Genomic DNA, 20565 nt, shown 5'->3' with positions numbered 1-20565 from the left:
GAAATGCTGCCGAGCTATTTGTGGGCCGCCAGGCCCGTAAATAGTCGATTTCGAAACCCTGCCCCGGAGGGACCGGCCCCCGCCCGTCCAAGCCGCCCGCACCCCACCGATAGGAGCCACCGTGGCCAAGGGCACCGGCCCCGGCCCCCAAGCCGCACTGCGCCGCCGCAACCTCTCCGCCGTCGTGCACGCCGTAGCCGCCGGCGACAACATGTCCCGGGCAGCCGTCGCCGCCGAGGTAGGCCTCACCCGGGCCACCGTCTCGACGCTCGTCGACGAACTCATCGCGGCGGGCCTCGTCACCGAGCTGGGCGCGCAGCGCCCCGGCACCGTGGGCCGTCCCGGCACCGCACTGGCGCTCAGCCCGCGCGGCCCCGCCGGGATCGGCGCCGAAGTCGGCGTGGACCACCTCGCGGCCTGCGTCGTCGACCTGCGCGGCACCGTACGGGCCCGCGCGACGGTCGAGGCCCGCAACCGCGGCCGGGCCGCCGCGCAGACGCTCGGCGAGCTGGACGGACTGGTCCGGCAGGTGACGGAGGAAGCGGTGGCGCTCGGGCTGCGCCCGGCGGGGCTGACCGTCGCGGTCCCCGGCCTGGTGGGAAGGGACCAGCACACGGTGCTGCGGGCACCGAACCTCGGCTGGAAGAACGAACGCACCGACCTGACCGTGGAGAACGAGGCGAACCTCGGAGCACTGGCAGAACTGTGGCTGGCAGGCAGGGGAGAGACGATCCCCGGCACCCGCACCCCCCAAGGCGCCGCCGCCCAAGCCCCCCTCACCGACTTCATCCACGTCTCGGCAGAGATCGGCATCGGCGCGGCCCTCGTCATCAACGGCAGCCTCTTCCGCGGAGCGCGCGGCTTCGCCGGCGAGCTCGGGCACGTCCCGGTCTACCCCGACGGCCCCCGCTGCTCCTGCGGCGCCCGCGGCTGTCTGGAGCAGTACGCGGGCGAGGAGGCGGTGCTGCGCGCGGCCGGCATCGCCCCGGAGCTGCCGGGGCGTCTCAAGGCGCTGCGGACGGCGGCCTCGGACGACGACGCGCCCGCGCTGGCGGCCCTGGAGGCCGCCGGCCGGGCGCTCGGGATCGCGCTGAGCGGCGCCGTGAACCTGCTCGACCCGCAGGCGGTGGTCCTCGGCGGCCCGCTCTCCGAGCTGGCCCCATGGCTGCTGCCGGGCGTACGGCGGGAGCTGGGCCGGCGGGTCACGGGCGGCGGCGCGCTGGTGGTCGAGTCACGGCTGGGCCGGGACGGGGTACTGCTGGGCGCGGCGTACAGCGCGGTGCGGGCGGTCCTGGACGACCCGTCCGAATGGACGGCCCGCTAGAGAGGGACCCTCCGGGCCCCGGGCCCCGGGCCGGGGACCCGAAGGACCCCCGGCCCAAGCCCGGCCGCCGACAGAAGTGCGGGCCGCAGGCTCAGACCGCCGACCCCGCCGTCCAGGCGCTCCACGTCATGTTCCACCCGTTGAGCCCGTTGTCCGGCTTGATCGTCTTGTCGGGCGAGTTCTTCATCACGACCACGTCGCCGATCAGCGACTGGTCGAAGAACCAGGCACCCAGCGTGTCCGGGTCGTTGGCGCCCTTGGTGTCACTCAGGCCGATGCAGCCGTGGCTGGTGTTGGCCGAGCCGAAGATCGCCTTGCTGCCCCAGTAGTTGCCGTGGATGAACGTGCCCGAGGAGCTCAGCCGCATGGCGTGCGGCACGTCGGCGATGTCGTACTCACCCTTGAAGCCGACCGAGTCGCCGTTCATCCGCGTCTGCTTGTACTTCTCGGAGATCACCATCTGACCGTTGTAGGTCGGGTGGTCGGCGGAGCCTGCCGATATCGGGATGCTCTTGATCGTCTTGCCGTCGCGGACGACCGTCATCGTCTTGGTGGTGGCGTCGACCGTCGAGACCTGGGACCGGCCGACGGTGAAGTTGACGTCCTTGTTCTGGACGCCGTAGACGCCGTTGGAACCCTCGACACCGTCGAGCTTCAGCTTGACGCTGACGTTCGAGCCGGCCTTCCAGTACTCCTGCGGACGGAAGTCCAGCCGGGTGGAGTCGAACCAGTGGCCCACGACCGTCTGGCCGCTGCTGGACGCCACCTTGATCGCCGACTCGACGGCCTTCTTGTTGGTGACGGCCTTGTCGAACTTGATCGACACCGGCATGCCGACGCCGACCGTGGAGCCGTCCTCCGGCGTGAAGTAGCCGATGAAGCTGTTGCTCGCGGAGACCGTGCCGAAGGTGGAGGTCTCGGTGACGACGCGGCCCTTCGCGTCCTGCGCGGTGGCCGCGACCTTGTACTTCTTGCCGCGGTCGAGGGAGGCGTCCGGCTTCCAGCTGCTGCCGTCGGTGGCTATCGCACCCGTGACGGCCTTGCCGCTCACGACCTCGGTCATGACGACCGCGGTGAGTTTGCCGTCGGTCACGGCGATCTTGGTGCCGCTGCTGATGCTCGCGTTGCTGGTCCCCGTCTTCGGGGTGATGGCGATCTTGGCGTCCGAGGAGACCTCGGCGGCCGCCGCGTCGACGTCCGCCTGCGTCTTGCCCTTGTCCGTCGCGGCGGCGCCCTTGTCCGTCGCGGCACCGCCCTTGTCCGAGCCGCTGCCGCCGCACGCGGTCAGCGCGACCGCGCCGCCGAGCACGACCGCGACGGCCGCCAGGCCGGTGCGGCGCCTGCGCCGCGAGCGCGTGCGCTGGTCGGGCGTCATGCCGTTGACGGGGCCGGTTGCGGTGCCGGGGTCGGGCGACTTCACACAAATCTCCAATGCCTGCGGGCGCACGTTCCCTGCTCGCGTTCCCGCGAGTCCTGCCCGCGTCCCCGCGAGCGACGGATCCGGACGAGATGGATCCGGAAACGAGCCTCATCCATAACCAGAGGAACATGAAGGGCCGAAGGTCCGTTCCCTTTGTCCGGAAAGTGTGTCGAGGCACACGTGCGGAACCCCGGGCCGCGAACGGCCCGGGGTCGGGGAAAAGTGCAGGTCAGACCGGCATCAGGCCGGAGCCGGACCAGGACCGGCCCGGTTCGGGTAGGGATCGGCCCGCTGCGGGCCGGGACCGGCCCGGGGTCAGGCCGTCGTGGTGGCCTCCTCGACGTCCTCCTCGGCGGCATCGTCGTCGTCGTACATGTCCCACTCCTCGGAGTCGGGGTCGTACTCGGTGTGCGCGCAGGACCACGAGGCCTGCACGAGTTCGATCCCGGGGACCGTCGTCACCAGGTCGAACGGGTCGATCAGATAGGCCAGCGCCTCGGACTCGTCCTGCTTCACGGCCGCCTCGGCGTGCGTCCGCTCCTCGGCGGGCATCTCCGCGTCGGCGGCGATGTGCTCCAGCGCGGCGGCGGTCATTTCCTGCTGTCCGGTGACCTCGAGAACGAGCTCGACCTGGAGTCGTACATAGCGCGGGCCGCTCTCGCCACGGGGAATCTCAGTAGTGCTCATGCGACGGAGCGTAAACGCCGGAGCGCCAGCTTCCCACCAGGCACACCAGGTCACTAACATCGGCGTCTACGGTCAAGTCGCCGCACCCAATGGGGGATCCGTTGACCTCACCTCTGGCTTCTCCACGCCCGTTCGTCGCCGCCGCCGCGGCTTCCGTACTGGCAGCGCTGTATTTCGTGCCGTCCGCCACCGCCAGCCCGGATCATGCCCCCGCTTCGCAGGTCAAGGCACCCGTGACGGGATCAGGACCGACGACTTCGACGACCGGGACGCTCCATCTCGCGGCCACCGGCCAGGTGCACACCACGCCCTATCTGATCGGCGGGGCCGCGTTCCTCGTCGGCGGTGCGGGGCTGGTGCTGAACGCGGGGCGCCGCTCCCGCGCGCAGGCGCTCTGAAGCACTGAGGGACGCACACCCGCGGGTGTGCGCCCCTCGTCTTCCCTCGTCTTCGTCACGCTCAGCAGTCGCGCGGCGTCCGCCGCCGGCACCGCTGATCCGGCGTCAGGCGGGCTGCCCCGTCACCGATTCGGCGGCGGGGCTGCCATGTCACCGATCCGGCGTCAGGCCAGCGGCCCGGTCACCGATTCGGCGGCCGCGTTGAGCTTTCCGGCCCGGACGAACGCGTACGCGGCCTCCAGGTCGGGCGACAGGAAACGGTCCGGGCCGACACCGTCGATGCCCGCCTCACGGACCGCCGCCACGATCGCCCGGGTGGCCGGGGCGGGCCGCAGACCGCCCGCGGTCAGCTTCTCGCGCATCTCGATGGCGCGGGTCGCGGCGAACAGCTCGACCGCGATGATCCGCGCCAGGTTGTCGACCGCGGTGCGCAGCTTGCGGGCCGCGGACCAGCCCATCGAGACGTGGTCCTCCTGCATCGCGGACGACGGGATGGAGTCCACCGATGCCGGTACGGCCAGCCGCTTCATCTCGCTGACCAGCGCGGCCTGCGTGTACTGAGCGATCATCAGGCCGGAGTCCACGCCCGGGTCGTCGGCGAGGAACGCCGGCAGCCCGTGCGACCGCGACTTGTCGAGCAGCCGGTCGGTGCGCCGCTCGGCGATGCTGCCGAGGTCGGCGGCGGCGATCGCCAGGAAGTCCAGGACGTACGCCACGGGCGCGCCGTGGAAGTTGCCGTTGGACTCCACCCGGCCGTCGGGCAGCACCACGGGGTTGTCGACGGCGGAGATCAGCTCGCGGTCGGCCACCAGCCGGGCGTGCGCCAGGGTGTCCCGGCCGGCGCCCGCGACCTGCGGCGCGCAGCGGATCGAGTAGGCGTCCTGGACGCGCGGGGCGTCGTCCTGGTGGTGCCCCGTGAAGCCGGAGCCCTCCAGTACGCGGCGCATGTTCTCGGCGCTCGCAGCCTGGCCCGGGTGCGGGCGGATGGCGTGCAGTTCGGGCGCGAGGACGCGCTCGGTGCCGAGCAGCGCCTCGAGCGAGAGCGCGGCGGTGATGTCGGCCGCGGTGAAGAGCTGCGCGAGGTCCGCGCACGCCATCACCAGCATGCCGAGCATGCCGTCGGTGCCGTTGATGAGGGCCAGGCCCTCCTTCTCGCGCAGCTCCACCGGCTCGATGCCGGCCTCGGCGAGCAGCTCGCCGGCCGGACGAATCGTTCCGTCAGGGCCTTCGGCCACGCCTTCGCCCATCAGCACCTGCGCGCAGTGCGCGAGCGGTGCGAGGTCGCCGGAACAGCCGAGCGAGCCGTACTCGTGCACGACGGGGGTGATCCCGGCGTTCAGGATCGCCGCCATCGTCTCGGCGACGACGGGGCGCACGCCGGTGCGGCCGGACGCGAGCGTCTTCAGCCGCAGGAACATCAGGCCGCGCACGACCTCGCGCTCGACGCTCGGGCCCATGCCGGCGGCGTGCGAGCGCACCAGGGAGCGCTGCAGCTGCGCGCGCAGCTCCGGGCTGATGTGGCGGACGGCCAGCGCGCCGAAGCCCGTGGACACGCCGTAGACCGGCTCGGGCTTGGCCGCCAGCGCCTCGATGACCTGCCGCGACGCGGCGATCCCGGTCAGTGCCTGCTGCGACAGTTCGACCTTCGCGCCGCCGCGAGCCACGGCCAGGACGTCGTCCGCGCTCGCGCCGTCGGCGCCGATGACCACGTTATGCATATTCATATTCACGCACCCTAGAGAGTGAATCGCCGCCTGTCACTCCTTACCTTCGCCGACGATCTTCGACCGCCCGCCCCGGCGATCTTCGCGGGCCCCGCCCGGCGACCGCTCGGGGCCGGGCACAGCACGGGAACAGCAGGGGACCGGGGCCCGTGGACAGGCCCGCCCGTCACGACCCGTGGCGCCCGCGAATCCGTCGGCGCTCGCCCTCGGGGGCGGGCGGCTGGTCCGCGAGGCGTACGACGGGGTCGTCGGGGCCGCCGCGCCCCGCGACGACCGGCGTGGTCGACCGCAGCGCCTTGGCCCGGTACTGGGCGGCGTCCGCGAGGCGGAAGAGCCGTCGGGCGGTCCGCACCGGCCCGATCGGGTCGCCCGTCGAGGCGACACCGCAGGCGACGCCTTCGCCCACCTCCAGCTCGGTGGCCCGCCGGCACAGCTCGTCCGCCGCGCCCACCACCTCGTCCGGGCTCTGACCGACCGCGACGAGGCAGAACTCGTCGCCGCCGAGCCGGGCCGCCAGGCTGCCGGGCAGCAGCGCGCCGCACAGCGACAGGACGGAGCCGAAACGTTCGAGCAGCTGGTCCCCGACGGCGTGCCCGAGCCGGTCGTTCACCTTCTTCAGACCGTTCAGATCGCACACCACGAGGCTCACCACGGCCCCCGAGACCCGGTGCAGCTCCAGCGCCTCGTCGAGCCGGACGTCGACGGCGCGCCGGTTCCCGAGCCCGGTCAGCGGATCGGTGAAGGCCAGCCGCTGGACCTCGGCGAGCCGTTCGGTCTGCGAGATCCCGGCCGCGATCACGGCGGCCAGCACCGTCGCGAAGTCCGCGTCCGCCCGGTCGAAGACCGGCTCGCCCGCGCCCCGCGCCACGTACAGCTCGCCCCAGGCACGCCCGTGCAGCACGATCGGCGCGACGACGCAGCAGCCGCGCCCGCGCCGCCGCAGGGCGGCGACCCGCTGGTGGCAGTACGCGCCCGGCCCCTGCGGACCGTCCTCGGCCGTCTCGACCCAGGCGTGCGGCTCCCCGCCGCCGGCCCATTTCCCGTGCAGGAACTCGACGATCTCCGGGAAGTCGTTCACGGGGTAGGTCTCGTCCAGCGGCTCCGGGTCCTCGCCGGGCGCCAGGTCGCCGTCGTTGACGAGCACCCGGAGCTGGCCCGATCCCCGTTCCCACGACGACAGTGCCGCGAACGAGCCGCCCATCGCGAGCCGCGCCCTGGTGGCGGCCGCCCGCACCGCCTCGTGCGGGTCCTGGGCGGCCGCCATCGCCTGCGCCAACTCCACGACCGCTCGCAGCCGTCGATCGGCCGTCCCGTCACCCATCCCACCAGGTTAAGAACAAATGTCGCACTTGGGGCTGTTTGACTACTCCCGAAGCGGATTTCCTGGCCCCCGCGTCACTCCCCCGGCCAGTCCGGCGTCCGCTTCTCGTTGAACGCCGCCACGCCCTCGGCCCGGTCGCCCGAGAAGGCCACCGTCCGCCACGCCGCGTCCTCGACGTCGAGACCGGCCCGCAGATCCAGTCCGTGCCCCAGCCGCAGCGCCCGCTTCGCGGCCCGCAGACCCACCGGCGAGTTGGCGGCCATGCGCTCCGCGAGCGCCAGCGCGTCCGCGCGGTCCTCGCCCGCGGCGGCCAGGATGTCGACGAGGCCCAGCTCGCGGGCCTCCTCGGCCGCCACCCGCCGCGCCGTGAAGATCAGCTCGGCGGCGCGTGCCGCACCCACCCGGCGCGGCAGCAGCTGGGTGCCGCCACCGCCGGGGATCACGCCCACCGACACCTCCGGCAGCCCCACCACCGCGGTGGCGTCCGCCACGATCACGTCGCAGGACAGCGCCAGCTCGAAGCCGCCACCGAGCGCGAAGCCGTGCACCGCGGCGATCGACGGCATCGGCAGCTCCAGCACCGCGGTGTACGCGGCGCGGGTGTGCGGCCGCTGCCGGCCGAGGTCGGCGTCCGTGAAGGAGTTGCGCTCCTTCAGGTCCGCGCCGACGCAGAACGCGCGCTCGTGCGTGGACGTCAGCACCACGGCGCTGACCGTCCGGTCGGCGGCGAGCGCGGCACACGCCGCCGCCACGCTCCCGGCCATCTCCGTCGAGATGGCGTTCATCGCCTTGGGGCGATCCAGCACCAACTCCGCGACGCGCGCGCCGTGCCGCCGCACCGCGACCCATTCCCCGAACCGCACTTCAGACTCCGTCATGCCCCGGATCATGCCAGCCGCGCCCGCCGCGCGGCAGGGGAGGTGGGGTCAGCCGCGGCGGGTCAGCAGCCACGGCTCGACGACGCCGAGCCCACGCACCGGGCGGCGCCACATCGGCTGCAGGGCGAAGCGGTACTTGTCGTCCTCGGAGGCGTCGACCTCGGAGACGGGGGCGTCGCCCGCCGCGCCGAGCGCCTGCGCGAAGTCACCGTCGACGAGGACGGCGTCCCGTGGCGCTATCGACGTCAGACGGCTCGCGAGGTTCACGGTGGTGCCGAAGACATCGCCCATCCGGGTCGTCACGGTCCCGAAGGCCATCCCGACGCGCAGCGCGGGCATGGACTCGTCGCCGGTCATCGTCTCGATGAGGCGCAGCCCGATCTCGGCGGCGGTGCCGGGGTCGTCGGCGACGTACAGCACCTCGTCGCCGAGCGTCTTGATCAGGCGCCCGCCGTGCGCGGCGACCTGGTCGGCGCAGGTGGTCTCGAAGGCCTCGACGAGCTCGCCGAGTTCCTCCTCCTCCAGCCGCCGGGTGAGCCGGGTGAAGCCGACGAGGTCGGCGAAGCCCACGGCCAGCCGGCGGTCCACGGCCTCCTCGTCGTCGGACTGGACGACGCGGCTGGTGGCGGCGGCCAGCTGGCGCCGCCAGACGTAGATGAGGAACTCCTCCAGCTCGGGCAGGAGCAGTTCGACGAGCGGGTAGGCGACCTCGGCCCGCGTCATGCCGGGCTCGGGCGGCTCGGTGAGCCCTTCGAGGAAGGAGTCGGTCTGCCAGTCGGCGAGCCGGGCGGTGGTCTGGCCGGTGGAGCGGGCGACCTGAATGGCCATCGACTCGCTCAGCAGCCCGGCCTCGACGAGTCCGGCGAGGCGGCGCAGCGCCAGCACGTCGGCCTCGGTGAGGGCCTTCGCCTGGCCGATGTCGGCGAAGCCCATGGCGCGCCAGAAGCGGGAGGCGAGATCCATGGAGACGCCGGCGGTGCGGGCCGCCTGGAAGGGCGTGTACTGGCGGCCGGCGCCGAGGATCAGGTGTTCGAGGCGCAGCGCGAGCGGGTGCTCGGCGGGATCGGTGGAATCCGCGCCGTTACCGGGATCGGCGGGCGTCCCGGGGTCGGCGGAGCCGGCCGGCCTGGCCGGCTGATCGGGGTCGACCCCGTCCGGGTCCGGGCCGGTGCCCGGATCCGTCGCGTACGGGGGAAGGTCCGCGTCGTCCACGCTCACCCTCCGCCCCCTGTCAGATCCCTGCGCAATGCCCGTCCGAGCCCTTCCGATCATCAAGCCGACGCGCCGCCTCAACGATACGGCAGGTGTGCCGTAGCTCACGTCACCTGCCCGTGCCTACGTCAGCGGGTCTTCGGCGGGCCCCCGCGGACGACCCGCTGACGGGCGATGCGCAAGGGAGGACCGGGATCCGGACGGGCCGCCGGGACCGCCCCGGGGCCCGGCGCTACGCGCGGCGGACGTGGACGACGTCCCCGGCGCCGACCGCCTGCTCGCCGTCCGCGGTGGCGAGCACCAGCCGGCCGTCGTCGTCCACGCCGACCGCGGTGCCGACCAGCTCGCGGCCGCCGGGCAGCTCGGCGCGGACCTCGCGGCCCAGCGTGGCGCAGCCGGCCGCGTACGTCTGCTGGAGGCGGGAGGCGGCCGGGTCGCCGGCGGCCGCGCGCCACTCGCCGTACCAGTCGGCGAGGGAGCGCAGCACGGCGCGCAGCAGCGGGTCGCGGTCGGTGCCCTTGGCGCCGGCGAGGGCGAGGGAGCCCGCGGCGGGGACGGGCAGTTCCTCGGTGCGCAGCGACACGTTGACGCCGATGCCGATGACGACTCCGTCGGTGCCGGCGCGCTCGGCGAGGATGCCGCCGGTCTTGCGCTCCTCGCCGTCGATGGTGACCAGCAGGTCGTTGGGCCATTTGAGTGCCGTGTCGACGCCGGCCGCCCGGGACAGCGCGGTGGCGGTCGCGACGCCGGCGAGCAGCGGCAGCCAGCCCCAGCGCTCCACCGGTACGTCGGCGGGCCGCAGCAGCACCGAGAAGAACAGGCCGGAGCGCGGCGGCGCCGACCACTGGCGGTCGAGCCGGCCGCGGCCCGCGGTCTGTTCCTCCGCGACGAGTACGGCGCCTTCCGGGGCACCGGCGTTGGCGCGTTGTGCGAGGTCGCTGTTGGTGGAACCAGTGGCCTCGACGACGTCGAGGGACGTCCAGGGGCTGTCCGGCGCGATGACCGCCCGGCGCAGCGCGGCTTCGCCGAGAGGGGGGCGCTCCAGGTCGGACCAGCGGTTGGGAGTCGTCATCCGCCCAGATTAGGAGAAGACCTGTGAGCGGAGTGTGTCCAACGCCGCACTGCTCGAGAAGCAGTCGCGCCGTTACGCTACGAAACAGCGTTACTCGCCAGTCAAGTAGGACCCGACAGGACCCACGAGAGCAGGAGAGCCGCCTCCATGGCCGAGCCGGAGCACGACATCCACACCACCGCGGGCAAGCTCGCGGATTTGCGCCGCCGTATGGAAGAGGCGACGCACGCCGGCTCCGAGCGCGCGGTGGAGAAGCAGCACGCCAAGGGCAAGCTGACCGCCCGGGAGCGGATCGAACTGCTCCTCGACGAGGACTCGTTCGTCGAACTGGACGAGCTCGCCCGGCACCGGTCGACCAACTTCGACCTGGAGAAGAACCGGCCCTACGGCGATGGTGTCGTCACGGGTTACGGCACGGTCGAGGGCCGCCCGGTGGCGGTCTTCTCCCAGGACTTCACCGTCTTCGGCGGCGCCCTGGGCGAGGTCTACGGCGAGAAGATCGTCAAGGTCATGGACTGGGCGATGAAGACCGGCTGCCCGGTCATCGGCATCAACGACTCCGGCGGCGCCCGCATCCAGGAGGGTGTGGCCTCGCTCGGCATGTACGGCGAGATCTTCCGCCGCAACACCCACGCCTCCGGTGTGATCCCGCAGATCTCGCTGATCGTGGGCCCGTGCGCGGGCGGCGCGGTGTACTCGCCGGCCATCACGGACTTCGTGGTGATGGTCGACCAGACCTCGCACATGTTCATCACGGGACCCGACGTCATCAAGACGGTGACCGGCGAGGACGTCGCCATGGAGGAGCTGGGCGGCGCCCGCACCCACAACACGACGTCCGGCAACGCGCACCACATGGCGGGTGACGAGAAGGACGCCATCGAGTACGTGAAGGCGCTGCTGTCGTACCTGCCGTCCAACAACCTGGCGGAGGCCCCGGCCTACCCGGTCGAGGCGGACCTGGCGACCAGCGCCGAGGACCTGGAGCTGGACGCGCTGATCCCGGACTCCGCGAACCAGCCGTACGACATGCACAAGGTCATCGAGCACGTGCTCGACGACGGCGAGTTCCTGGAGACGCAGGCGCTGTTCGCGCCGAACATCGTCGCGGGCCTCGGCCGGATCGAGGGGCGGCCGGTCGGCATCATCGCCAACCAGCCGATGCAGTTCGCGGGCTGTCTGGACATCGACGCGTCGGAGAAGGCCGCCCGCTTCGTCCGTACCTGCGACAGCTTCAACATCCCGGTCATCACCTTCGTGGACGTACCCGGCTTCCTGCCCGGCACCGACCAGGAGTGGAACGGCATCATCCGGCGCGGCGCCAAGCTGATCTACGCCTACGCGGAGGCGACGGTCCCGCTGATCACCGTCATCACCCGTAAGGCGTACGGCGGCGCCTACGACGTGATGGGCTCCAAGCACCTGGGCGCGGACCTGAACCTGGCGTGGCCGACCGCGCAGATCGCCGTCATGGGCGCGCAGGGCGCGGTGAACATCCTGCACCGCCGCACGCTGGCGGAGGCCAAGACGCCGGAGGCGGTCGAGGAGCTGCGCCAGCAGCTGATCACCGACTACGAGGACACGCTGCTGAACCCGTACGTGGCGGCCGAGCGCGGTTACGTCGACGCGGTGATCATGCCGTCCGAGACCCGCTCGCACCTGGTCAAGGCGCTGCGGACGCTGCGCAACAAGCGCGAGAGCCTGCCGCCGAAGAAGCACGGCAACATCCCCCTGTAAGGAGCCGTCCCGTGGTGATCAAGGTAGAGCGGGGAAATCCGACCCCGGAGGAGCTTGCCGCCGTCGTGGCACTGGTCCAGGCGCGGGCCGCCGCGACGGCGGGCAGCGCCGACGGCCCGCGGCAGACGGAGCATTGGGCCGACCCGGCCCACAATGTGCCCCGCCCGGTCCCCGGCCCGGGTCCCGGCGCGTGGCGCACGTCCTTCTGGCCGCGCTGAACGGGCCGAGCAGCCGAACAACCCACACAAATAGTCACCTCCCGGCCCGCGCTTGAGTATCCGTACTCAGGCGCGGGCCTTTTCCCGGGCGCAACCTGGAAGACATGTTGTGGTCGGACCGCGACCGGCGCGACGAACCGCCGGAGGACATGCGGCAGGTGCAGGCGATGCTGCGGCGCGCGATGCTCGTGATCGCGCTGACCATTCCCCTGCTGATGCTGCTCGTCGGCTGGCACAGCTGACCGCCCGGCAGTGTCCCGCCCCGGCACCGGAGCGGCCGCGGCCCGAATTACGATGGCCCGATGAGCACCCCTCGCCCCCTCGTCCTGGCCTCCGCCTCCCCCGCCCGTCTCAACCTGCTGCGGCAGGCGGGACTCGATCCCCGGGTCGTGGTCAGCGGGGTCGACGAGGACGCGCTGACGGCCGCGAACCCGGCGGAGCTGGCGCGGGTGCTGGCCGAGGCGAAGGCGGCGGCGGTCGCGGCCGGCCTGACCGGCGGCGAGCTGGTGATCGGCTGCGACTCCGTCCTGGAACTGGACGGCGAGGCGCTGGGCAAGCCGGCGGACGCCGCGGAGGCGACCGCCCGGTGGATGTCGATGCGCGGCCGGTCGGGCGTACTGCGGACGGGTCACTGCGTCATCGACACCGCGAACGGCAAGCAGGTGTCGGTGACCGCGTCGACGACGGTGCGCTTCGGCTCGCCGGACGACGCCGAGATCGCCGCCTACGTCGCGAGCGGCGAGCCGCTGTACGTCGCGGGCGCGTTCACCCTGGACGGCCGCTCGGCCCCGTTCGTCGACGGCATCGACGGGGACCCGGGCAACGTCATCGGGCTGTCCCTGCCGACGCTGCGGCGGCTGCTGGGCGACCTGGACGTGCGGATCACCGACCTCTGGACGGCGTAGCCCCCGGTTTCCGCCCGCCCCCGCCGGTAACGTCCTAGGCTGCGGCCGGAGCGGTCGGCGGCGGGACCTCGTTGCCGTTGCTCCCGGCGGCGGGCGCGCCGTCCTCGGTGTCCGGGTACAGCAGCAGAGTGCCGACGAGGAGCGCCAGGACGAGCATCATGAAGACGAAGGCGGCCCAGCCGACGAGGCCGACCACCAGCGCACCCAGCAGGCCGTGAACGACCGCGCACACGATGAGCAGGATCTGCCCGAACCTGCCGGGCGGCCGGCCACGCAGCGCTACCCGCGCCGGGATGAGGGCACAGCCGATGAGGAAGAGCCCGAACAGGGCACCGCCGACCCAGGTGCCGATGGCCATGCCGTCGGAGTCGAGCCCCGCGACGGACATGTTCTGGTTGCGCACGGCGAGGCCGAGCACCACATGGACGAACGCGATGCCGAACGCCTCAAGGACGAGCACTACAGCCGTGGTCGCGGCCAGACCTCTGCGCACCTTTCCCCCTTCAACCTGCAACCGTTACCCCGGGTATCACGCATCGCGAACGCTACTAACGGGTACGCCGCGCGGCAAGGTCCATGACCCCACCACCCTTTCGGGGTGGCGGACCAGCAAAGATTCCACCCCCTATTCGTGGAGAACCCACAAAGGATCCGGCATCCTGCCCTTGGTCACGCAGAGAGACATGGGCCACACCAAGGCCCCTGGGGCACCTGGACGAATGGGGTCGTACCGTGGATTTAGCAGGCACTCGGGCGCTCGACCGGCGCTCGAATCACCCTCCGTGTGGGCAAGCTCACCTGTAGGGGTGACTCGGCATGAAGTGTCGTCAGTAACTAAACTCGGCTTGTTTCAAGGAGGGAGCCATCGTGCGCAAGGTGCTCATCGCCAACCGCGGTGAAATTGCAGTCCGCGTCGCCCGCGCCTGCCGGGATGCCGGGATCGCCAGCGTAGCCATCTACGCAGACCCGGATCGGGACGCGCTGCATGTCCGCGCGGCCGACGAGGCCTACGCGTTGGGCGGTGACACCCCGGCGTCCAGCTATCTGGACTACGCCAAGGTGCTGGCCGCCGCAGCCGAATCAGGGGCGGACTCGATCCACCCCGGGTACGGATTCCTGTCCGAGAACGCCGAGTTCGCCCAGGCGGTGCTGGACGCCGGGCTGACCTGGATCGGACCGCCGCCGCAGGCGATCCGCGATCTCGGTGACAAGGTGGCGGCCCGTCATATCGCGCTGCGTGCCGGTGCCCCGCTCGTCGCGGGTACCCCGGACCCGGTCGCGGGCCCGGACGAGGTCGTCGCGTTCGCCCAGCAGCACGGCCTGCCGGTCGCCATCAAGGCCGCCTTCGGCGGTGGTGGGCGTGGTCTGAAGGTCGCGCGCACCATCGAGGAGATCCCGGAGCTGTTCGACTCCGCGGTCCGCGAGGCGGTCGCCGCCTTCGGGCGCGGCGAGTGCTTCGTCGAGCGCTACCTGGACCGGCCGCGGCACGTCGAGACGCAGTGCCTGGCCGACAGCCACGGCAACGTCGTGGTCGTCTCCACCCGTGACTGCTCGCTGCAGCGCCGCCACCAGAAGCTGGTGGAGGAGGCTCCGGCGCCGTTCCTGACCGATGAGCAGAACGCCGAGCTGTACCGGGCGTCCAAGGCCATCCTCAAGGAGGCCGGCTACATCGGCGCGGGCACCGTGGAGTTCCTGGTGGCCGTGGACGGCACGATCTCCTTCCTGGAGGTCAACACCCGTCTGCAGGTCGAGCACCCGGTCACCGAGGAGGTCTCCGGTATCGACCTGGTCCGGGAGATGTTCCGGATCGCGGACGGCGAGGAGCTCGGCTACGGCGACCCGGTGCTGCGGGGTCACTCGATCGAGTTCCGTATCAACGGCGAGGACCCGGGTCGCGGCTTCCTGCCCGCTCCCGGCACCGTCACCACCTTCCAGCCCCCGTCGGGCCCCGGTGTGCGGCTGGACGCGGGCGTCGAGTCCGGCTCGGTCATCGGCCCGGCCTGGGACTCGCTGCTCGCCAAGCTGATCGTGACCGGGGCGACGCGGCAGCAGGCGCTGCAGCGTGCGGCCCGTGCGCTGGCGGAGTTCCGCGTCGAGGGCATGGCCACGGCCATCCCGTTCCACCGCGCGGTCGTGGCCGACCCGGCGTTCGCCCCCGAGCTGGGCGGATCCACCGAGCCGTTCACCGTCCACACCCGGTGGATCGAGACGGAGTTCCAGAACACCATCACGGCGTTCGCGCCGGTCGGTGGCGAGGACGACGAGGCCCCGGCCCGCGAGACGGTGGTCGTCGAGGTCGGCGGCAAGCGCCTGGAGGTCTCCCTCCCGGCGTCGCTCGGTGTCGCGTCCATGCCGGTCGGCCTGAACAAGAAGGCGCCGCGCCGCGCCACCACCAAGAAGGCCGGTTCGGCCGCTTCCGGTGACTCCCTGGCATCCCCGATGCAGGGCACCATCGTCAAGGTCGCGGTCGAGGAGGGCCAGGAGGTCAACGAGGGCGACCTCGTCGTCGTCCTGGAGGCCATGAAGATGGAGCAGCCGCTCAACGCGCACCGCTCCGGCACCATCAAGGGCCTGACGGCCGAGGTCGGCTCCTCGGTCACCTCGGGCGCGCTGATCTGCGAGATCAAGGACTGATCCCAGGACGGATCTCCGGTCAGGTGAACTGACGATGCCGGGCGGGCCCGATCGGGCCCGCCCGGCATTTCGCTGTTCCGGCACCCTCAGCGTTTCGAGGGCGCCCGGACGGCCAGGACGAGCAGCAGCGCCAGGCCGGTGAAGACGGCGGCCGCCGCGAAGGCGGCGGTGGCGCCCGCCGTGAAGACCTCCCCGGCACCCCCGCCGGCGTGCCGGGCCGCGGTGCCGAAGACCGTGACGAGGATCGACAGGCCCAGGCTGCCGCCGATCTGCTGCATCGTCTGCAGCAGTCCGGACGCCGAACCGGCGTCGCGCGGCTGGACGCCCGTCAGGATGAGGGTGTTGAGCGGCATCATCGTGAAGCCGACACCCACCCCGATGAGGGCCAGCGGCCCGAGCAGCGCGCCCGCGTATCCGGTGCCCGCGTCGAGCTGCGAGAGCCACAGCGTCCCGCTGAGCGAGAGCAGGGCGCCGGCCGACGCGACGCGCTTGGCGCCGAAGCGGGCCAGCGCGCGCGGGGCGGTGCGGGCGGCCACGAAGAGCGGGGCGGCCAGCGGGAGGAAGGCGAAGCCGGTCCGCAGCGGGCTGTAGCCCAGTACGCCCTGCAGGAACTGGGTGGAGAAGTAGAAGACCCCGAACATGCCCGCCGGGATGAGCAGCATGCAGCCGTAGGCGAGGGCCCGGTTGCGGTCCGCGAACAGCCGCAGCACGACCAGCGGCCGCTCGGCCCGTACCTCGTTGACGAGGAACGCGGCGAGCAGCGCGGCCGCCGCGCCGAAGGTGGTCAGCGCCCGGGTGTCGCCCCAGCCCTGGTCGGCGACGCGGATGAACGCGTAGACGAGCGAGGCCATGCCGAGGGTGCCGGTGAGCGCCCCGGCGACGTCGAACCGGCCGCCGGGGTGGCGGGCCGTCTCGGCGACGTAGCGCGGGGCCAGCGCGGCGATGGCGAGCCCGACCGGGATGTTGATGAAGAACACCCAGCGCCAGGAACCCCATTCGGTGAGCATCCCGCCGACGATGAGGCCGACGGCGGAGCCGGCGCCGGAGATCGCGGAGAACACGCTGAGCGCGCGGTTGCGCTCGGTGCCCTCGGTGAAGGTGGTGGTCAACAGGGCGAGGGTGCTGGGCGCGGCCAGTGCGGCGGCGGCTCCCTGGGCGCCGCGGGAGACGAGCAGCAGCGTCGCGTCGGTGGCGAATCCGCCGGCCACCGAGGCGGCGGTGAAGGCCAGCACGCCGATGATCAGGGCGCGGCGGCGGCCGATGAGGTCGCCGATCCGGCTGCCGAGCAGCAGCAGACCGCCGAACGCGAGGATGTAGACGTTCAGGATCCAGGACATGCCAGTGGAGGAGAAGCCCAGGTCGGCGCCTATGCCCGGCAGGGCGACGTTCACCACGGTCGCATCCAGCAGCAGCATCAGCTGGGTGCCGACGATGGCGGAGAGAGCGAGTAACGGGTGGTGCCGCCGGGTCGGGGCGGGGGCGGTGAGTGGAGCCGTGCTCAAGGATGTGGACATGCTGAGTAGACCTCCCGAGAGGCAGAAACGGAGGGTGCCTCCGCAAACTATACGGAGGACGCCTCCGGTTCTACAATGCCATTCTGGGATCCTGGATTTCCGGGATCGGACCTTGGGAGGCGAGTGGCGATGCGGGCAGACGCGCAGCGCAACTACGACCGGTTGCTGGCCGAGGCCCGACAGGCCTTCATCGTGCACGGCACCGACGCGTCGCTGGAGGACATCGCACGCCACGCGGGCGTCGGCATCGGCACCCTCTACCGGCACTTCCCCGACCGCTACGCGCTGATGAACGCGGTCTTCGAGCAGGAGGTCGAGCTGCTGACCGTGCGCGCGGACGAACTGCTGACGGCGGACTCACCGACCGACGCGCTCGTCCGGTGGCTGCGGATGGTCGCCGTCCACTCCACCATGTACCGCGGCCTGGCGGCCGCCATCATGGCCGCGGGCGACGCGAAGATGGTCGCGTGCAAGGTGCCGCTGCGCGCGGCGGGCGGGGCGCTGCTGGAGCGCGCCCAGCGGGCCGGTGAGGTACGTACGGACGCGACCATCGCCGACCTGCTCAAGCTGACGAACGCCATCGTGCTGGTGGCCGAGAAGGACCCGGAACGTCAGGCGATCTTCGACCGGCTGATGGACCTGACCCTGCACGGCCTGCGCACCCCGGCAGGAGTCACCGCGCAGGCGTGACGCCACGGCTCCCGTGACCAGGACTCTCCGCGACCCACTCCGTTCCGCGACCCGGGCCTTTCACGACCCGGGTCCAGGGTCCGTCGGGATCTCTCCCCGCGGCGTCCCTAACGGCGCCGCAGGTCGGCGATCCTGGCTGCCTGCTGGTCGGCCGCGATCGGCGTCGCGCTGCGCAGCGGCGGCTGTCCCGGGTGCGGGTGCCTCCGGGGCGCGGGCATCGGCATCTCGCGGCGCGGCCGGCCGGCCGCGATGGCGTCGGCCCCCATCAGGGACGCGACGGCGACCTGCACTCCACGGTCCGCGAGGGCCTGGAGCTCGGTCGCGCTGCGGTCGTCACCCGGCGGCGGTTCGTCCGTCACCAGATGCGTGATCAGATCGGTGGGCACGGTCTGGAACATGGTGTCCGCGCCCAGTTTCGTATGGTCGGCCAGGACGACGACCTCCGCCGCCGCCTGCACCAGCGCCCGGTCCACGCTCGCGGAGAGCATGTTGGACGTCGACAGACCGCGCTCCGCGGTCAGTCCCGCGCCGGACAGGAAGGCCCGCGACACCCGCAGTCCCTGGAGGGACTGTTCGGCGCCGCTGCCGACCAGGCCGTAGTTGGAGCCGCGCAGAGTGCCGCCGGTCATGACGACCTCGACCCGGTTCGCGTGTGCCAGCGCCTGCGCCACCAGCAGGGAGTTGGTGACGACGGTCAGTCCCGGGATCCGCGCGAGCCGGCGGGCCAGCTCCTGCGTGGTGGTCCCGGCGCCGACCACGATGGCCTCGCCCTCTTCGACGAGACTCGCCGCGAGATCGGCGATGGCCGTCTTCTCCGCGGTCGCTAGATGGGATTTCTGCGGAAAACCGGACTCCCTGGTGAAGCCACCCGGCAAAACCGCACCGCCGTGCCGGCGGTCGAGCAGTCCTTCGGCCTCCAGAGCGCGCACGTCCCGCCGTACGGTCACTTCGGAGGTCTGGACGACACGGGCGAGCTCACGGAGCGAAACCGCTCCGTTGGCCCGCACCATTTCGAGGATCAATTGGCGACGTTCTGCAGCGAACACGAAACTGACAGTAACGCCAACGACCGTCTGCTTTCAGCACTTTGCGCCACTTAACCGAAGTCGTGCACAAAAGAGACCATCGGGTGGTAGAGCCTTTACGGCTCCACCACCCGGTTACCGTCCGGTCATCTCCCGGCCGCAACCCACGCCCGGAACCCCGCGCCCGACGGCTAGGGTCTGTCGTCTGGATCTCCGTGGGGGAAGGAGCGGTGTCCGGTGCGTGCAGCTGCAAGGCGGAGGAGGGAGGCGACGCGGAGCGTCGTCGACCGACGACAACGCGGCAGATGTGCGTGCTGGACACCGCGACGCCGCGGAGATCCAGACGACAGACCCTAGAGCTCGCTCGCGGTCTTGCGGGTGTGCAGCTGGCGCGCCACCTCGGCGATCGAGCCCGACAGGGACGGGTAGACGGTGAACGCGTTCGCGATCTGCTCGACGGTCAGGTTGTTGTCGACCGCGATCGAGATCGGGTGGATCAGCTCGCTGGCGCGCGGCGACACGACGACGCCCCCGACGACGATCCCGGTGCCCGGCCGGCAGAACAGCTTCACGAAGCCGTCCCTGATGCCCTGCATCTTGGCGCGCGGGTTGCGCAGCAGCGGCAGCTTGACGCAGCGGGCGTCGATCCGGCCGCTGTCGACGTCGGCCTGGGTGTAGCCGACGGTGGCGATCTCCGGGTCCGTGAAGACGTTCGAGGAGACCGTCTTGAGGTTGAGCGGCGCGACCGCGTCGCCCAGGAAGTGGTACATCGCGATCCGGCCCTGCATGGCGGCGACCGAGGCGAGGGCGAAGACGCCGGTGACGTCACCGGCCGCGTACACGCCGGGCGCGGAGGTGCGGGAGACCTTGTCGGTCCAGATGTGGCCGGAGTCCTTGAGTTTGACGCCCGCCTCCTCCAGACCCATTCCGGTGGTGTTCGGGATGGCGCCCACCGCCATCAGGCAGTGCGAGCCGGTGATGACCCGGCCGTCCGCCAGGGTGACCTCCACCCGGTCGCCGACCCGCTTGGCGGACTCGGCGCGCGAGCGCGCCATCACGTTCATGCCGCGGCGCCGGAAGACGTCCTCCAGGACGGCGGCGGCGTCCGGGTCCTCGCCCGGCAGCACGCGGTCGCGCGAGGAGACAAGCGTCACCTTCGAGCCGAGCGCCTGGTACGCGCCGGCGAACTCCGCGCCGGTCACACCGGAGCCCACCACGATGAGCTCCTCGGGGAGCTCGTCCAGGTCGTAGACCTGCGTCCAGTTCAGGATCCGCTCGCCGTCCGGCAGCGCGTCCGCCAGCTCGCGCGGGCGGGCGCCGGTCGCGATGAGCACCGCGTCGGCCGTCAGCGTCTCCGACGTGCCGTCCGCCGCCTCGACGACGACACACCGGGTGCCACCTGCGGTCTGGCAGCCCTCCAGCCGGCCGCGGCCGCGCATCACCCGTGCGCCCGCACGGGTGACGGAGGCGGTGATGTCGTGCGACTGGGCGAGCGCCAGGCGCTTCACCCGCCGGTTCACCTTGCCCAGGTCCACGCCCACCACACGCGCCGCCTGCTCCAGCGGCGGGGTGTCGTCCGCGACGATGATGCCCAGCTCTTCGTACGAGGAGTCGAAGGTGGTCATCACCTCGGCGGTGGCAATCAAAGTCTTCGACGGGACGCAGTCGGTGAGTACCGACGCCCCGCCCAGACCGTCGCAGTCGACGACGGTCACCTCCGCGCCGAGCTGCGAGGCAACGAGCGCTGCCTCATATCCGCCGGGTCCGCCGCCAATGATCACGATCCGAGTCACGTACCCCATTGTC

At 71.9% G+C, this 20565-nt stretch carries 19 protein-coding genes; 8 read left to right on the top strand and 11 right to left on the bottom strand.

Annotation, left to right across the window (positions count from 1 at the left end; translation table 11 throughout):
* Positions 1-121: 121 nt before the first annotated feature.
* On the top strand, positions 122-1324 hold the full coding sequence (locus LNW72_RS25120; protein WP_308402027.1) for an ROK family transcriptional regulator: 1203 nt from the start codon (positions 122-124) through the stop codon (positions 1322-1324).
* 91 nt (positions 1325-1415) lie between these two features.
* Here LNW72_RS25120 and LNW72_RS25115 read toward each other — a convergent pair whose 3' ends face one another.
* Positions 1416-2699 carry an Ig-like domain-containing protein gene (locus LNW72_RS25115; RefSeq protein ID WP_250980303.1) on the bottom strand — a complete coding sequence of 428 codons (1284 nt, stop codon included), beginning with the start codon at positions 2697-2699 and terminating at the stop codon, positions 1416-1418.
* Positions 2700-3059: 360 nt separating this feature from the next.
* Positions 3060-3431 (bottom strand): hypothetical protein, encoded by a 372-nt coding sequence (locus LNW72_RS25110; protein ID WP_250977437.1) that lies wholly within the window; start codon positions 3429-3431, stop codon positions 3060-3062.
* Between the two features lie 101 nt (positions 3432-3532).
* On the opposite strand from LNW72_RS25110, the gene LNW72_RS25105 reads away from it, so the two are divergent.
* Positions 3533-3829 carry a hypothetical protein gene (locus LNW72_RS25105; RefSeq protein WP_250977436.1) on the top strand — a complete coding sequence of 99 codons (297 nt, stop codon included), beginning with the start codon at positions 3533-3535 and terminating at the stop codon, positions 3827-3829.
* Between the two features lie 164 nt (positions 3830-3993).
* Here LNW72_RS25105 and hutH read toward each other — a convergent pair whose 3' ends face one another.
* The 5 genes from hutH to LNW72_RS25080 form a co-directional block, all read right to left on the bottom strand.
* Positions 3994-5547 carry a histidine ammonia-lyase gene (gene hutH, locus LNW72_RS25100; RefSeq protein ID WP_250980302.1) on the bottom strand — a complete coding sequence of 518 codons (1554 nt, stop codon included), beginning with the start codon at positions 5545-5547 and terminating at the stop codon, positions 3994-3996.
* Between the two features lie 172 nt (positions 5548-5719).
* Positions 5720-6874, bottom strand: a complete 1155-nt coding sequence (locus LNW72_RS25095) for a sensor domain-containing diguanylate cyclase (RefSeq protein WP_250977435.1) — start codon at positions 6872-6874, stop codon at positions 5720-5722.
* 74 nt (positions 6875-6948) lie between these two features.
* Positions 6949-7752, bottom strand: coding sequence for an enoyl-CoA hydratase/isomerase family protein (locus LNW72_RS25090; protein ID WP_250977434.1), 804 nt, complete (start codon positions 7750-7752; stop codon positions 6949-6951).
* 48 nt (positions 7753-7800) lie between these two features.
* A complete protein-coding gene (locus LNW72_RS25085; RefSeq protein WP_250977433.1) occupies positions 7801-8970 on the bottom strand; it encodes an adenylate/guanylate cyclase domain-containing protein in 1170 nt (389 codons plus the stop codon).
* Positions 8971-9196: 226 nt separating this feature from the next.
* Positions 9197-10036, bottom strand: a complete 840-nt coding sequence (locus tag LNW72_RS25080; protein ID WP_250977432.1) for a biotin--[acetyl-CoA-carboxylase] ligase — start codon at positions 10034-10036, stop codon at positions 9197-9199.
* 147 nt (positions 10037-10183) lie between these two features.
* Between LNW72_RS25080 and LNW72_RS25075 the strand changes: the two genes are divergently transcribed.
* The 4 genes from LNW72_RS25075 (at position 10184) to LNW72_RS25060 (ending at position 12896) form a co-directional block, all read left to right on the top strand.
* Positions 10184-11773 (top strand): acyl-CoA carboxylase subunit beta, encoded by a 1590-nt coding sequence (locus LNW72_RS25075; RefSeq protein WP_250977431.1) that lies wholly within the window; start codon positions 10184-10186, stop codon positions 11771-11773.
* Between the two features lie 14 nt (positions 11774-11787).
* Positions 11788-11991: an acyl-CoA carboxylase subunit epsilon gene (locus LNW72_RS25070; protein ID WP_250980301.1), complete on the top strand. Its 204-nt coding sequence runs from the start codon at positions 11788-11790 to the stop codon at positions 11989-11991.
* A 104-nt stretch (positions 11992-12095) separates the two neighbouring features.
* Positions 12096-12233 (top strand): morphogenic membrane protein MmpB, encoded by a 138-nt coding sequence (mmpB, locus tag LNW72_RS25065; RefSeq protein WP_187144992.1) that lies wholly within the window; start codon positions 12096-12098, stop codon positions 12231-12233.
* Positions 12234-12293: 60 nt separating this feature from the next.
* Positions 12294-12896: a nucleoside triphosphate pyrophosphatase gene (locus LNW72_RS25060; RefSeq protein WP_250977430.1), complete on the top strand. Its 603-nt coding sequence runs from the start codon at positions 12294-12296 to the stop codon at positions 12894-12896.
* Between the two features lie 34 nt (positions 12897-12930).
* Here LNW72_RS25060 and LNW72_RS25055 read toward each other — a convergent pair whose 3' ends face one another.
* Positions 12931-13389, bottom strand: a complete 459-nt coding sequence (locus tag LNW72_RS25055) for a hypothetical protein (RefSeq protein ID WP_250977429.1) — start codon at positions 13387-13389, stop codon at positions 12931-12933.
* A 374-nt stretch (positions 13390-13763) separates the two neighbouring features.
* On the opposite strand from LNW72_RS25055, the gene LNW72_RS25050 reads away from it, so the two are divergent.
* Positions 13764-15530 carry a biotin carboxylase N-terminal domain-containing protein gene (locus LNW72_RS25050; protein ID WP_250977428.1) on the top strand — a complete coding sequence of 589 codons (1767 nt, stop codon included), beginning with the start codon at positions 13764-13766 and terminating at the stop codon, positions 15528-15530.
* An 86-nt stretch (positions 15531-15616) separates the two neighbouring features.
* Here LNW72_RS25050 and LNW72_RS25045 read toward each other — a convergent pair whose 3' ends face one another.
* Entirely contained in the window at positions 15617-17044 is a 1428-nt protein-coding gene (locus LNW72_RS25045; protein ID WP_250977427.1) for an MFS transporter, read from the bottom strand.
* A gap of 129 nt (positions 17045-17173) precedes the next feature.
* On the opposite strand from LNW72_RS25045, the gene LNW72_RS25040 reads away from it, so the two are divergent.
* Positions 17174-17734 carry a helix-turn-helix domain-containing protein gene (locus LNW72_RS25040; RefSeq protein ID WP_250977426.1) on the top strand — a complete coding sequence of 187 codons (561 nt, stop codon included), beginning with the start codon at positions 17174-17176 and terminating at the stop codon, positions 17732-17734.
* Between the two features lie 107 nt (positions 17735-17841).
* Here the strand turns inward: LNW72_RS25040 and LNW72_RS25035 are convergent, their stop codons facing one another.
* Positions 17842-18780: a DeoR/GlpR family DNA-binding transcription regulator gene (locus LNW72_RS25035; protein WP_250977425.1), complete on the bottom strand. Its 939-nt coding sequence runs from the start codon at positions 18778-18780 to the stop codon at positions 17842-17844.
* A 332-nt stretch (positions 18781-19112) separates the two neighbouring features.
* On the bottom strand, positions 19113-20561 hold the full coding sequence (locus LNW72_RS25030) for an NAD(P)H-quinone dehydrogenase (protein WP_250977424.1): 1449 nt from the start codon (positions 20559-20561) through the stop codon (positions 19113-19115).
* Positions 20562-20565 lie beyond the last annotated feature (4 nt).

This window comes from Streptomyces sp. RKAG293 (assembly GCF_023701745.1).
Lineage (GTDB): Bacteria > Actinomycetota > Actinomycetes > Streptomycetales > Streptomycetaceae > Actinacidiphila.
This window is presented reverse-complemented; position numbering and strand designations above follow the sequence as displayed.

Excerpts from the sequence above, each read along its gene's own strand:
- LNW72_RS25115 (WP_250980303.1), bottom strand. The coding sequence starts at position 2,699 with ATGACGCCCGACCAGCGCACGCGCTCGCGGCGCAGGCGCCGCACCGGC.
- LNW72_RS25110 (WP_250977437.1), bottom strand. The coding sequence starts at position 3,431 with ATGAGCACTACTGAGATTCCCCGTGGCGAGAGCGGCCCGCGCTATGTA.
- hutH (WP_250980302.1), bottom strand. The coding sequence starts at position 5,547 with ATGCATAACGTGGTCATCGGCGCCGACGGCGCGAGCGCGGACGACGTC.
- LNW72_RS25095 (WP_250977435.1), bottom strand. The coding sequence starts at position 6,874 with ATGGGTGACGGGACGGCCGATCGACGGCTGCGAGCGGTCGTGGAGTTG.
- LNW72_RS25090 (WP_250977434.1), bottom strand. The coding sequence starts at position 7,752 with ATGACGGAGTCTGAAGTGCGGTTCGGGGAATGGGTCGCGGTGCGGCGG.
- LNW72_RS25080 (WP_250977432.1), bottom strand. The coding sequence starts at position 10,036 with ATGACGACTCCCAACCGCTGGTCCGACCTGGAGCGCCCCCCTCTCGGC.
- LNW72_RS25075 (WP_250977431.1), top strand. The coding sequence starts at position 10,184 with ATGGCCGAGCCGGAGCACGACATCCACACCACCGCGGGCAAGCTCGCG.
- mmpB (WP_187144992.1), top strand. The coding sequence starts at position 12,096 with ATGTTGTGGTCGGACCGCGACCGGCGCGACGAACCGCCGGAGGACATG.
- LNW72_RS25060 (WP_250977430.1), top strand. The coding sequence starts at position 12,294 with ATGAGCACCCCTCGCCCCCTCGTCCTGGCCTCCGCCTCCCCCGCCCGT.
- LNW72_RS25045 (WP_250977427.1), bottom strand. The coding sequence starts at position 17,044 with ATGTCCACATCCTTGAGCACGGCTCCACTCACCGCCCCCGCCCCGACC.
- LNW72_RS25040 (WP_250977426.1), top strand. The coding sequence starts at position 17,174 with ATGCGGGCAGACGCGCAGCGCAACTACGACCGGTTGCTGGCCGAGGCC.
- LNW72_RS25030 (WP_250977424.1), bottom strand. The coding sequence starts at position 20,561 with ATGGGGTACGTGACTCGGATCGTGATCATTGGCGGCGGACCCGGCGGA.